Source organism: Paenibacillus sp. YAE3, from assembly GCF_057546105.1.
Map to the genome: position 1 here is coordinate 49519 of NZ_BAAIYF010000006.1, position 13797 is coordinate 63315.

Below are 13797 nucleotides of genomic sequence, written 5' to 3' on the forward strand. Positions count from 1 at the left end.
AAATGTTCACAGAAAACACCAATCATTCGGCATGCTTAACAGCTGCCCGCATCGCTGATTTGTCCCTGGCGGCCCGGCTTGGCCTGCAAAAACGAAGCGGCGGGGGCTTGCGGGAACATTTCGGGGGATGCGCTTTTTTCCAAGGCTTCGGCCGGCTCTTCCTGCACCTGCGCGGTTGCTTCGGCAGCCGCCGGCTTCAGTTCCGTGCCGAATACGTGAAGGAACACTTCTTGTACGTTTTCGACCGGGATGACGCGATAGTCTTCCATATCTTCAAACAGCGTCTGCCAGTTTTCTTTCGGTATGATGACGGTCGTCGCCCCGGCCTGGAACGCAGCTTCGACTTTGGCGATGACGCCGCCGATCGGTTTGACCCGGCCGTGGATGCTGATTTCTCCGGTCATGGCGATCCGGTTGTCGACCGGCACGCCTTTGATTGCCGACATGATGGCCGTTGCCATGGCGATCCCCGCGGACGGCCCGTCGATCGGCGTGCCGCCCGGGAAGTTGATGTGCAAGTCGTAGTCGCTTGGTCTCAGCCCCATCGAACGAAGCACGGTCAGCACGTTTTCGACCGAACCTTTGGCCATGCTCTTCCGGCGCAGCGTGCGGGAATTGCCACCGATCTCCTCTTCCTCGACGACGCCGGTAATGTTGTACGTGCCTTTTCCCGGAGCAACCGGCACGGCGGTCACTTCGATTTCAAGCAGTGCCCCCATGTTCGGGCCGTATACGGCAAGGCCGTTCACGAGGCCGACCTGCGGCCGGTCGGGCACTTTCCGGTCCGGGCGCGGCTGAAGCTGGCTGCTGCTGGCTACCCACTCGACATCGGAAGCGGCCAGCGAATCCCTTTTTTCGGTCAGGGCAAGGCCGGCTGCAAGCTGTATGATATTGACGGCTTCGCGGCCGTTCGTCGCGTATTGCTTCACGACTTCGACCGCCTCCGGGCAAGGCTTGAGCCCGATTTTCTGAATGGCGTCCTCCGCGATCCGTCCGATTTCGTCCGGCAGCAGCGGACGGAAATAAATTTCCATGCAGCGCGAGCGAAGCGCCGGCGGGAGTTCATGCGGGGAACGCGTCGTTGCGCCCACGAGACGGAAATCGGCAGGAAGCCCGTTTTGGAAAATGTCGTGGACATACGCAGGCGTATTGCTGTCCTCCGAATTGTAGTATGCGCTCTCGAGCAGCACTTTACGGTCCTCGAGGACTTTTAACAACTTATTCATTTGGATCGGATGCAATTCCCCGATTTCGTCGACGAACAAAATCCCGCCATGGGCTTTCGTCACGGCTCCCGGCTTCGGCTGCGGAATGCCCGCCACCCCCATCGAGCCGGCCCCTTGGTATATCGGATCATGCACAGAGCCGATCAAAGGATCGGCAATGCCCCGCTCGTCAAAACGGGCCGTCGTCGCATCGATTTCCGTAAATTTGGCGTCGGGTTTAAAAGGCGATGCCGGATTGCGTTTCGCTTCTTCCATCACGACGCGCGCGGCGGCGGTTTTGCCGACCCCCGGCGGTCCATATATAATGACATGCTGCGGATTGCCGCTGCACAAGGCGGCTTTTAATGCGCGCAAACCGTCCTTTTGCCCGACGATGTCCTGAAGCGACTGCGGTCTCGTTTTTTCGGCCAGCGGTTTCGTCAGCGAGATGGAACGCAGCTTCCGCAGCTTATCCATTTCTTTGCGGGATTCCCGGTCGACGGCGGTGCGGTTGGTCTTTTGTCCGCGCAGCAAATTCCAAAAATAGATGCCGATGATGACGGCAAAGAAAAATTGAACCAACATCATGATCATGCTTAAATTCATGTCAAAACCCTCCCGTTTCTCTTCCATGGCCAGATTCCCCATCTTTTTTGTACCTACGGGTTGGCCTGATACATGGTAGTATAGCCGTTTCACACCTGCGTAAACGCAAATCGGACGGATTTATGGGGATATTTTTATATTCTCGCAAAATCCGCAAAAAAAAAGCCGCATGGCCTTTTCGAAAAAAGGCCATGCGGCTTCCTGGTTCTAGCTTTAATGCTTGCGTCCCGGAATTTTTCCGGTTTCCTCGTATACTTTTACGATTTCGTCGATCTCTTTCTTCAGTTCGTCCACCATTTCCGCTTCCGGAACTTTGCGGATCATTTCCCCGTAGCGGAATAGGAGTCCTTCCCCGCGCCCGCCGGCGATGCCGATGTCCGCCTCGCGCGCTTCCCCCGGACCGTTTACCGCGCAGCCGAGCACCGAAACTTTGATCGGTACTTTCAGCTTCGAAATGTAAGCCTCGACTTCGTTGGCGATCGAAAACAAATCGATGTCGAGTCTGCCGCAGGTCGGGCAGGAAACGAGCGTCGCCGCGTTGGAGATGAGGCCGAACGCTTTAAGCAGCTCCCTGGCGACTTTTATTTCCTCGACGGGGTCTGCGCTAAGCGAAATGCGGATCGTGCTGCCGATCCCCATTGCCAGAAGCGCGCCGAGGCCGGCCGAGCTTTTGATCGTACCGGAGAACAACGTTCCCGATTCGGTGATGCCCAGATGGAGCGGATACGGAATGACTTCCGCCGCCCGGCGGTAAGCTTCGATCGCCATCGGCACGTCGGATGCCTTCAGCGATACGATGATGTCGTGGAAATCGAGGTCTTCCAAAATTCCAATATGGTACAGGGCGCTTTCCACCATCGCTTCCGGCGTCGGGTAGCCGTATTTCTCCAGCAAATGGCTTTCGAGCGAACCTGCGTTAACGCCGATGCGGATCGGAATGCCGCGCTCCTTGCACGCTTTTACGACCGCTTCGACTTTTTCGCGGCTGCCGATGTTGCCCGGATTGATCCGGACTTTGTCGATGCCGTTTTCGATCGCTTTAAGCGCGAGCTGGTAGTTAAAATGAATATCCGCGACAAGCGGGATATGAATCCGTTTTTTGATTTCTTTGATCGCTTCGGCAGCTTCGTTGTTGTTGACCGTCACGCGCACGAGCTGGCAGCCGGCTTCCTCCAGGCGGAGAATTTCGGCAACCGTCGCTTCGACGTTTGCGGTTTTGGTGGTGCACATGCTTTGAATGACGACTTCATTGCTGCCGCCGATCGTCAAATTACCGACTTTTACGGGTCTTGTATCTTGTCTCAAAAACATGGTTTGTTCTCTCCCATAACGCCAAGACTCCACCCCTGCCCCTTTGGCGTTGGCAGCCTAAGGGGCGGAAGTGGAGAACCGGCAATGAATTTCGGAAAACGGTGCGTTGCTACCCCTGCGGGCTTAGGCGCTTTCCTCTTGTTTATTCTCTTTCTTGCTGAGCAGTTCAGGCACGATTTTTTCCTTCACGACCTGCTCCGTAATGACGCAGTCTTTGATATCGTCGCGGGAAGGAACCTCGTACATGACGTCCAGCATGATGCCTTCGATGATCGCTCGGAGGCCGCGGGCGCCGGTATTGCGCTTGATCGCTTCCCTGGCGATGGCTTCGAGGGCTTCCGGCTCAAAGGTCAGCTTGACGTTATCCATTTCAAGCAGCTTTTGGTACTGCTTCGTCAGCGCGTTTTTCGGCTCGGAAAGGATGCGCACGAGCGTCTTTTCATCCAGCGGCTCCAGCGTGGAGATGACGGGAAGACGTCCGACGAATTCCGGAATGAGGCCGAATTTCAGCAGGTCTTCCGGAAGCACCAGGCCGAGGTATTCCCCGGGTTTCAGGTCCTTCTGGTTTTCGCCCATCGCATTGAAGCCGATGACTTTTTTGCCGATCCGGCGTTTGATCATTTGCTCCAGGCCGTCAAAGGCACCGCCGCAGATGAACAAAATGTTCGTCGTATCGATTTGGATGAATTCCTGATGCGGATGCTTGCGTCCTCCTTGCGGCGGAACGGAAGCGACCGTGCCTTCAAGAATTTTGAGGAGGGCCTGCTGCACGCCTTCTCCGGAAACGTCGCGCGTAATCGAAGGATTTTCGGATTTGCGGGCGACTTTATCGATTTCATCAATATAAATAATGCCACGTTCGGCTTTTTCCACGTCGTAATCCGCAGCTTGGATCAGCTTCAGCAAAATGTTCTCCACGTCTTCGCCGACATAACCGGCTTCCGTCAGAGACGTCGCGTCCGCGATCGCAAACGGCACGTTCAAAATTTTGGCCATCGTCTGCGCAAGCAACGTTTTACCGGAACCGGTAGGGCCGAGCAGGAGAATGTTGCTCTTTTGCAGCTCGACGTCTTCGATTTTGCTGCCGGTATTGATCCGTTTGTAGTGGTTATAAACGGCAACGGACAGCGATTTTTTCGCTTGTTCCTGGCCAATGACGTATTGGTCGAGGATGTCGCAAATTTCCTTCGGTTTCGGAATGTCTTTCAGATCCAGCTCTTCGTCATGACCGAGCTCCTCTTCCACGATCTCCGTGCAGAGCTCGATGCATTCATCGCATATATAAACACCGGGTCCCGCAACAAGTTTGCGGACTTGTTCCTGGGATTTCCCGCAAAAAGAGCATTTCAGCTGCCCTTTTTCATCGTTAAATTTAAACATGTAAACACCCCTTTAAGATTTAATCGGTGAAGTGAGAACCTCGTCGACGATACCGTACGCTTTCGCTTCCTCCGCGCTCATGAAAAAGTCACGATCCGTGTCGCGTTCAATTTTTTCAAGGGGCTGACCTGTGCGTTCCACGTATATTTGATTGAGCTTTTGTCTCGTTTTAATGATCCAGCTCGCGTGAATCTGGATGTCGGCTGCCTGCCCTTGAACTCCGCCCAGCGGCTGGTGAATCATCACTTCGCTGTTGGCCAAAGCATAACGTTTGCCCGGCGCACCCGCTGTCAGCAGAAGGGAGCCCATGCTCGCCGCCATGCCTACGCAGATGGTGGATACGTCAGGTTTAATGTATTGCATCGTATCGTATATACCCATCCCTGCAGTAACCGAACCACCGGGAGAATTGATATACAAATGGATATCCTTCTCAGGATCTTCGGCAGCAAGGAACAATAGCTGTGCTATGACGAGATTGGCTACATCATCGTCGATCGCATTGCTGAGGAAAATGATGCGGTCCTTCAGCAATCTGGAGTAAATATCGTAAGATCTCTCGCCCCGACTGGTTTGCTCTACAACCATAGGTATCAGACTCATGTGTCCAACCTCTTTTCCGTTTAAAGATGTAATGCGTGCATCCATTCAGGCTTACAGCATTATTCTAACATGTTCAAAGCTTGATGTCATTTTTCACTTTATAACCCGCAGTACAGTGTATGAACCCGTTCAGGAAAAATAGCCCTTCCAAAGGCTTTGACGCTTGTATGTATCAGGATGTTGCATGATCAACCTCCATGCATCTCCTCATCATTCCGGCCGAAGAGTGAATAATATCCATTTTATACATTGTTTATGAATAAAATGGATAATCCTAGTTAAAAATAAGGCACGCAATGGAATATACGTGCCTTATCTCTATGGATCCATCCGAAAGCGTAACGACAAGATGCCATGCCTTCAGATGGGTTATGCTCTTTGCGGAAATTATTCTGCTTTTTCTTCAGCAGGCGCTTCGCTTGCTTCGACTTCCTTGCTGTTTTCAACGAGGAGGTCCACCGTTTTGCGAAGCGAAATTTCTTCACGCAGGCTGCCCAGCGTTCCGTTTGCCGCCAAAATGTTGCGGATTTCGTCGGCGGAACGTTTGTAGGCTTCAGCCATCGTTTCGAGTTCTTTATTGATGTCTTCTTCGGTCACTTCGATGTTCTCTTCTTTGGCGATTTGCTCGAGAACGAGGTTGTTGCGAACGCGTTTTTCGGCGTCGTCCTTCATTTGCTCTTGCAGATCGGCCGTTGTTTGGCCGGAGAAGCTCAGGAACATTTCAAGGTTCATGCCTTGGCTGCGAAGACGGTTGTCAAAATCGCGCATCATGTTTTGAATTTCGCTGTCGATCATCGCTTGCGGAATGTCCACTTCGGCGTTTTCGGAAACTTTGTCTACGACTGCAGCTTCTTTTTTGCCTTTAGCTTCTTGTTCCTTGCGGGAAAGAAGTTCTTTTTTCAGATCTTCTTTGTATTCGTTCAGCGTTTCGAATTCACTGACGTCTTTGGCAAATTCGTCGTCCAGCTCAGGCAGCTGTTTGCGTTTGATTTCGTGAACTTTCACTTTGAACACGGCTTGTTTGCCGGCCAGTTCTTCCGCATGGTAGGTTTCAGGGAACGTAACTTCAACGTCCTTGAAGTCGCCCGTTGCCATGCCGACAACCTGCTCTTCGAATCCAGGAATGAACGTGCCGCTTCCAAGCTCGAGGGAATAACGTTCTGCTTTGCCGCCTTCGAACGGATTGCCGTCCACGTAACCGTCAAAGTCGATAACGGCGATGTCGCCGTTTTGAGCCGCGCCTTCGTCGATCACAACGAGTTCCGCATGACGCTCTTGCAGGCGTTTCAATTCTTCGTTCACTTCTTCGTCGGTTACTTCGACTTTTTCCACAGGCACTTCTACGCCTTTGTATGCGCCAAGCGTAACTTCAGGTTTAACCGTTACTTTGGCTTTGAACTTGAATGCTTGTCCTTTGGCGAATTGGTCGATTTCGACTTCAGGGCGGTCTACAGGGAAGATGTCCGTTTCGTTAACGGCTTCCGTGTAAACTTCCGGAAGAAGGATGTCGATCGCGTCTTGGTACAAAGCTTCCACGCCGTAGCGCGCTTCGAAAATCGGGCGCGGCACTTTGCCTTTGCGGAATCCAGGCACGCTCGCTTTTTTGACTACTTTATTAAAGGCTTTGTCAAGAGCCTCGGATACGCGTTCCGCTTCGACTTCGACTTCAAGAACGCCAAGGTTCTTCTCTATTTTTTCCCAGGTTGCTTTCATTTTATGCTTTCCCCTCCAAAAATATTTCACATGGTCATTGGTTTAACACGCACAGAATAACCACTATAGTATAAACAAGATTGTACCCTTTTTCAAGGGCATCCCTAAGGCAAAGTCTTCAGGCAGGGCTTCCTGTTTTTTCTATGTATCGGTTCCTGCGGCCGCAAACTGTCTCATCGTGCGATATGCCTGTTCAAAACGAAAGCGCATCGTGTCGGTCACGCCGTACAAATGCCTGATGTCCTCGTCGCTGCGGCTGCCCGTCAGCGTTTCGGATACGATCTGGTGCAGCGCGGCCGCCCAGATGTCGATCGTTTCGTCATCATGTTCGTCGACGATGGAATGGTAGTCGTCCGTTCCGTATATAGCCATAATAAACTGCGTCCACATCTCCTGCGCAAAATAATAGAGCGTGGGCTCCTGTACTTCCGTTTGTTCGGCTACCCGTTCCGTTATAAGCCCGATTTGGGGCGGAAACTCTTCGGGACTCAGCGGCACGGCTTCGAGGTCGATGTCGGCCCGCTCCTGCCCGCGGAGCAGTTCGATGCTTCCCTGCGTCCCGCGTTTGCGCAGCGTCTGCAGGACGCGGAATTGCAGCAGCGGATGCAAGGGCCGGCTCTGCAGCCAATCCACGAGCGCTTGGTCGATATCTGCGCCTTCGAGATAGGAAAGCTGCTCAAGGGCAAGCAGATTTTGCTCGCTGAACGGTTCCTGCTGGGCCGTATGCAGCAGCTTATCGGCATAAAAGCGGTCTTCCGCAAGCTTGGCCCGGACGTTCTGCCGTTTCATGTCGTCCTCGCTCGGTTCTTCTGCGGCCTCTTCCGCATCTCCGGGTTCCTTTTTTCCTTGACCCGAATGGGGAAAGGCGGCTTCGAGCCATTCCAGCAGCGCGCGCCATTCGTCGTAATGCCGCTGATCCTGCCCCTGACACTGGAGCAAAAAACGCAAAAGATCCATGGCTTCCCCGTACCGTTCGTTTTCCAGCATGACCGTCAGCTGAATCTGATAGAAGTCGAGCGTCTTTGGAAAGAGGATGATGTTGTCTTTTACGGGGAATTCGGATTCGTTGATAGGGGATTCCTCCTTTCTGTCCGTTTAGCCTCAATTAATTGTTGATTATAGCATAACCCTGCCGCACATGAAAAAAACGGCCGGAAATCGATGCGATTTTTCATCATGCTGGGTAAAAGGATGCCGGAATGTAAAAGAATTGCGTTCCAAATCGATGCCGAGCCTAAGGTGCCGTTCTTTTTGGATGGACTGAACATATTATAGAACATAATGATCATGCCCTGTTATGGAAAAATCTTTTCTATAATGATTTTAACCCTAAATTTTTTTGCTAATTTATATCAATTTCATATTGTAAAACTCTTGTCCATATGTTATGATATTTCTTGCTTGAATTTTTTTATGTCCCAGTAGCTCAGCAGGATAGAGCAACGGCCTTCTAAGCCGTCGGTCGGGGGTTCGAATCCCTCCTGGGACGTTTTCCGTGCATGCTTCGGGGCCCGTGTCTACGGGCCTTTTTTAGTACTAATCGAATGTTTAAAGCGCTAAAGCGTTTTGTCTCTGGCTGTCCAGAGAGGGGTATTTGGACAGCCGATGGACAGCTGAAAGACAATGGGCCATCTTCTTCGGAAGGTGGCTTTTTTGCGTTTGTACAAAGGGCTGCAAAGGGTCCAGCCACCAAGGGCGTGTGGCGAGGAGACAGTACTCAACAAATTTATCAAATAGTGAGAACCAGCGAGCATGAAGGCGTATCAATGAGCAAGGGGCTTGTCAAGGGGGTGCCCGCGTCCCCTCTCCACATTGTTCATCTTCAAGGGGGAGGTACAAAATCGGCCCGTACGGGTTTGGAGTTTTAAGCTTATCACATGCTAATTTAAGATCATTCTTAGGAAAGGTAGTGATAGCAATGATCAATCTGGCACCACAGAACGCAGTGTGCTTTGAAATGAGTGGCTACCTGGTCTGGGACGGAACAACTTACAACTTTGATGAAAGGCATACTGACAAAGCCATTCAGGCTAACATCATGCGTTGCAAGTATCTCATGTATAAGGAGTTGTCCCGATACTTTGATATCTTCGAAGTGTTCGATATTCCGGGTATCGTCGGAACGTGTTGATTATCACCCATTCTCGCACCATCTTGCTCTATGTAGTTAAATACCCTTACTTCCATGCCTCGAAATTGCACTGGTAAAATTGGAATATGAAGTTAATTACCAGTGCAGGAGGCGAGTTCATTGATTGTCAATGGAATACTCAGAATGGCAGTGATACTAGATATTTCGGATCGTACCCTTAGGAAAGCTTTGCAGAAACATCCTGAATTCCCAGTGGACAAGTCTGAAGCCGGACATTGGATCTTTGACACTGACAAGGTGTTGCCTTGGTGGAAACAGCACTACGGCTATCTGGAGGGATTTCATAATGGAAGCTTAATCACGGCAAATGGATTGAAGAAGAAACTTGGAGTAAGCCACGGGACAGTAAGCAGATGGATGTACGAAGGAATGCCGCATCAAAAGGTTAATCCCAGTTTGATCGTGATCGACCTGGAAGAAGCGGCAAAGTGGCTTGCAAAACATTCAGAATCGACAAAAATCTACAGTGAACGACTGGAACAGATTATATCCAGCCATCAAAATGAGAACGCCGACACCGCCCACTCCGGCCTTCGTGACCCCGGTGACAGGCAGAACTCGATGCGGGTATAATTGACCCCCCTACATGAAAGGTGGTGATGATACTAAAAACGTACGGTTACAAAGAAAGTGACCCACAAGGAGCCACTTTAGAGGGTGACGGACATTCGTTGCAGCGAATTCCATCGGTGTTACATTAGGAGGCGATTTCCTGACCTCATTGTAACACCTCCTTGCAGGGCCAACAAGATATATACACAAGGAGGAAACAAGCATGGATAGAAACGAACTCTATGAACCTATGGATGAAGACAAGCAAGGGACGAACAGCTATAACATCTGTAATCCCGCGACATTCCAAGAACTTTTGGACGAGTATGGCAATAAGTTTGATGACCAACAAGTGATTAACCTAGTTGCAACAAACGCCAATTCTGAATGGAAAAACCGTAAGGATATCAAACCTCTTGGAGCCATCTTCGCTAAGCATAAGGCTAAGCTCGGATTGATTGAATCTAGCGTAGAGGCGAAGAAACAAGAAGCAGACAAGTTTGTAGATGAAGTTGTCAAAGCAGCCCGAAATACTTCACCAACGGGCATTACAGAAGAGCCTGATGGATACACACTCTGGAAGCCTACTGGAGATGGACGAGTTATTCCTAAACGTTTGACAAACTTTGTATTTAAGAATATCCGCACTATACAGATGGATTCGGAAGAAAAAGTGCTTCTCGTTGATATTAAATGCGAAACACAAGCTGTAGGGAAAAACATTATTCTCGATGCGGATAGAACTGTTGAGCGAAAAAAGCTGCTCGCTACGCTCAGAAAACAGGTTCCTGAAGCTAATATCATTACTACCAAAACAGAAGAAATAGATGAATTGATGACTCACGTAGCTAAGAAAGCCCAGGGAACTGCTATTATTGAGGATTATATGGGAATGTTCTATCACAAAGAAAGTGAAAAATATTATTATGTTGTCAATAAAGTAGGCGGAGGATACACATACATTAAACCCTCCACTATGAACGTTCCAGACAGTGATTTAGTTCTAATCAAGGGTCGTCGGCATGAATCCAACCAAGTGTCTGTACGAAACGTACTGTCTGACACATCTTGGTACAATGCAGCAACGGAACTCCTTTCCATCGTTCCTGCTTCATTGAAGAATCATAAGTCCCTGCTTATGCTCTCTTGGTTCTTTGCTGCACTGGTAAGTCCATGGATGCATAGGGAGCTCGGGCTAAAACTCCCCATCCTATTTATCTATGGAGAGCCCGGAAGTGGGAAATCTACTAACCTGAACCTAATCACTACCTTCTTTGGAAACCCCAATAACGATAGTGTTTCAATGAGTTCCACAAACCAGCCTATCCGGGATGCTATGAGTTGCACCAATGCCTTTGCAATGCTCACAACAGAGTATAATGATAAGGCGAACAATATTACATCGATCATTTTTATGCTGAAGACACTATATGATCGTAGCTCCTATTCAAGAGGTCAAGTGGATCGAAATGATAACTACCCACTACAAGCCCCATGGATCATGCAAGGGAATATGAGAGTCAACAATCAGGCAGTGCAGGACCGTATGCTTCAAATCCTCATTCAAAAGTCAGATCAAAGTCTTGACCGTAAAACAATCAACCAAGCATTACAACGTAAACTTGAGAATACGAAGTTCATTGAGGGTTACCTGCCATACCTTCTGGATCGACAAGATCAATGGAAAGACTGGCATGAAAAAGCATTGCTCTACGTTCCAGAGGACATAGATTCCAGGCAGCTTGACATCACAACCACGCTGGTCATTGGGCTGATGATGATTCAAGACTTGCGTAGAACATTGGGAATGGCTGAGTACACAGCACAAGAAATCGGACAAGTTATTGGACAGATCACTCAATCACGTCTCCAGAACCAAATCCAGCCACAGCACATTCAGTTCCTTGAGCATCTGCAGACCTATCATACTGATCCGCAGATTTACTCAAAGAAAGTGAATGGGGTTAGTGAAACCTACGGCTTTGTGTTCAACCAAGCGTGGTGGCTCAACAAGTACGAGGACTTTTGCAGAGGCAAAGGAAATGACTTTGACAAAAACGTGATTCTAGAAGGCCTGAAGATGCTCGGAGTAACCACTAACAAAACGATTTCTGTACGTGGAAACAAGGCAAAGTGCATCGCGTTCAATCCTCATGAACTGGAAAAAGCCACCCAAGGAATCATCGAAGCGGATGCATGGGTGGAGAATCCACTACAAATCGTAGTAGACTATGATTTTAAAACAGAATCCGAAGACGATGCTAAACAGCCAAAGTTGACAATCAATTAATCAAACTGTCTTTATTCGGAGGACATCCAGCCACGGGGTGTCCTCTTTACTTTGTAAAAGTAGTCCAGCCACACAAAAGTATGGTAACCTGAAGCTAGTTACCCTTAGAATAACGCAGACAAGGTTCCACTTGAAGAGTTAGAACTTCCACGGTAACCTCCGGGTAACCAAGCTTGGTTACCCTCAGACGAACGCAGACAAGGTTCTCCTCAAAAAAAGTAACCTAAAAAAGAAAAAAATAATATATATATAACAAAAAAAACTTTACTCGGTTAAAGAATAAACTTTAGAAGAAAACGAAAAGGCACTTTAAACAAATAAAGTAAAAAGAAAACGTAGAGAAAAGAGTCCACTGTGGCTGGATAAAGCACCCTAAAACGGGGGGGGGGGGGGGTAAAGTTTGTAGTTAGAGGTTACAGTTTTGTTAGGAAACCGTAGACAAGGGGTCCCTAAGGGTAACCCGACAAGGTTACCTTCAGGTTACCCTCAGAGGCAGCTCCCCGTAAACAAAACCCTTCTAAGGGTAACCTGACCCGGGTTACCCTCAGAGGCAGCAGTTGGTGGCTGGACAAGCCGAAGCCCCCTACTCTTCAGCAGGAGGCTCCAGTACCAAGGTTTTGGTTCTCGAAAGCTGTGTTAAGACTTCTGCAACCCCGTCCTCCATCTGTGGAGTCACATGGGAGTAGATGTCCAGGGTCACCTTGGAAGAAGCGTGGCCCAGTCTGGCAGACACGGCCTTGACGTTGACTCCGCTTTCCAAAAGAAGCGTTGCATGGGTGTGCCGGAGGTCGTGGAACCGGATCTTGGGTAAACCACTCAGGTCCAGAAGTCTGTACCATTCTCGGGCAAAGTTCCTCTGACTTACAAAAGTACCCTTCCACGTTCTAACTACAAAGTCCTTCGGTCTGTTAAAAAGCCTTTCGTCCTTCTCATGTTTCCGCTCTTTGTGTTTCAAAAGTTCATCCATTACGTGCTGTGGCAGGATAATGTCCCGATAGCTGGAGTCTGTCTTGGGGTCACCAACCTTGTAACCCTTCATGTCGCGACTGATGGATGAATCTATGGTTAGGCGGTTCTTTGCAAAGTTAATATTCTCCCAACGAATAGCCAATATCTCCCCCTGTCTAGCTCCAGTGTAAGCAGCTAACAAAAAGGCGATGTACCACCGGCTTTCTCTTGCAATGCGTAAAAAGGTTTGAAGTTCTTCCATCGTCCAGACGTTGAGGTTACGTTTACGTGCAGATCTCGTTACCTTTGGAGGTGTGACATATTTGACGGGGTTAGCAGCAATCAGTTTCTGTTTGGCCGCTTTGCTAAGTGCTTTAGAGAGCATATTATGCACATGTTTAATCGTTTGTGGAGACTTGCCCTGGTTTCGGAGAGCTTTGTACAGCTTTTCAATATATCCTGCGTTTAAACCGCTTAACTTCACATTGCCAATCTCAGGACCAATATAGTTCTCCAAATAACCGAACAGGTTCTTGAGCCAGCTGGGTTCATAGTTGTCGCTTTCTGCGTCAAGCCAATACTTAAGGTAGTTATAAAGGCTCTCGTCGCTATGCTTTACAACCATATGTTGCCCAACCTCATAGGCCATTTTGATCAGGCCCTGTTCTGCTTCTTCCTTGGTTTCAAAACCGCTTTTGGTCATCCTCCGCTTCTTACCGTCAAGTCCATAGCCAAGTGGCAAAGAGCATTCCCATTTACCATTTTTGCGTTGTCTTACATGTCCCTTCATTGGACCACTCGCCTTTCCTCGATTTTGCGGTCCGATTGTAACCCACGGCTCAACAGCCAACAATTCCACCTCAAGCGGCTTTTAGTCAACGGTTCTTAGGGCATGTTATCCATGGACAGCAGGCGGTGGCTGGATGCTCTTCTAGGCCAGTTCCGGCAAGGTGCCATGTTCATCAGTTGCCTTTAGACAAAACTCCAGTCGTTCAAAAAGCGAGTGAACTTTAGACGAAGGTACAGGGAGTCAATGC

At 49.4% G+C, this 13797-nt stretch carries 9 protein-coding genes and 1 tRNA gene; 3 read left to right on the forward strand and 7 right to left on the reverse strand.

Going from position 1 to position 13797, the window contains the following annotated elements:
- Positions 1-35: 35 nt before the first annotated feature.
- From lonB to AC27KL_RS13040, 6 genes are all read right to left on the reverse strand, one after another.
- Entirely contained in the window at positions 36-1811 is a 1776-nt protein-coding gene (gene lonB, locus AC27KL_RS13015) for an ATP-dependent protease LonB (RefSeq protein WP_487169971.1), read from the reverse strand.
- A gap of 213 nt (positions 1812-2024) precedes the next feature.
- Positions 2025-3122, reverse strand: a complete 1098-nt coding sequence (gene ispG / locus AC27KL_RS13020) for a flavodoxin-dependent (E)-4-hydroxy-3-methylbut-2-enyl-diphosphate synthase (RefSeq protein WP_339323868.1) — start codon at positions 3120-3122, stop codon at positions 2025-2027.
- 123 nt (positions 3123-3245) lie between these two features.
- Complete coding sequence (gene clpX, locus AC27KL_RS13025) at positions 3246-4502, reverse strand: ATP-dependent protease ATP-binding subunit ClpX (protein ID WP_160045113.1); 1257 nt, start codon at positions 4500-4502, stop codon at positions 3246-3248.
- 12 nt (positions 4503-4514) lie between these two features.
- A complete protein-coding gene (clpP, locus tag AC27KL_RS13030; protein ID WP_036712979.1) occupies positions 4515-5105 on the reverse strand; it encodes an ATP-dependent Clp endopeptidase proteolytic subunit ClpP in 591 nt (196 codons plus the stop codon).
- 387 nt (positions 5106-5492) lie between these two features.
- Entirely contained in the window at positions 5493-6818 is a 1326-nt protein-coding gene (gene tig, locus AC27KL_RS13035; protein ID WP_339323867.1) for a trigger factor, read from the reverse strand.
- Between the two features lie 141 nt (positions 6819-6959).
- A complete protein-coding gene (locus AC27KL_RS13040; RefSeq protein ID WP_339323866.1) occupies positions 6960-7805 on the reverse strand; it encodes a hypothetical protein in 846 nt (281 codons plus the stop codon).
- A 428-nt stretch (positions 7806-8233) separates the two neighbouring features.
- Here AC27KL_RS13040 and AC27KL_RS13045 point away from each other — a divergent pair.
- From AC27KL_RS13045 to AC27KL_RS13055, 3 genes are all read left to right on the forward strand, one after another.
- Positions 8234-8307, forward strand: a tRNA-Arg gene (locus tag AC27KL_RS13045).
- 762 nt (positions 8308-9069) lie between these two features.
- Positions 9070-9543, forward strand: coding sequence for a hypothetical protein (locus AC27KL_RS13050; protein ID WP_406879761.1), 474 nt, complete (start codon positions 9070-9072; stop codon positions 9541-9543).
- Positions 9544-9745: 202 nt separating this feature from the next.
- A complete protein-coding gene (locus tag AC27KL_RS13055; protein WP_487169972.1) occupies positions 9746-11812 on the forward strand; it encodes a hypothetical protein in 2067 nt (688 codons plus the stop codon).
- A gap of 583 nt (positions 11813-12395) precedes the next feature.
- Here the strand turns inward: AC27KL_RS13055 and AC27KL_RS13060 are convergent.
- Entirely contained in the window at positions 12396-13550 is a 1155-nt protein-coding gene (locus AC27KL_RS13060) for a tyrosine-type recombinase/integrase (protein WP_487169973.1), read from the reverse strand.
- Positions 13551-13797 lie beyond the last annotated feature (247 nt).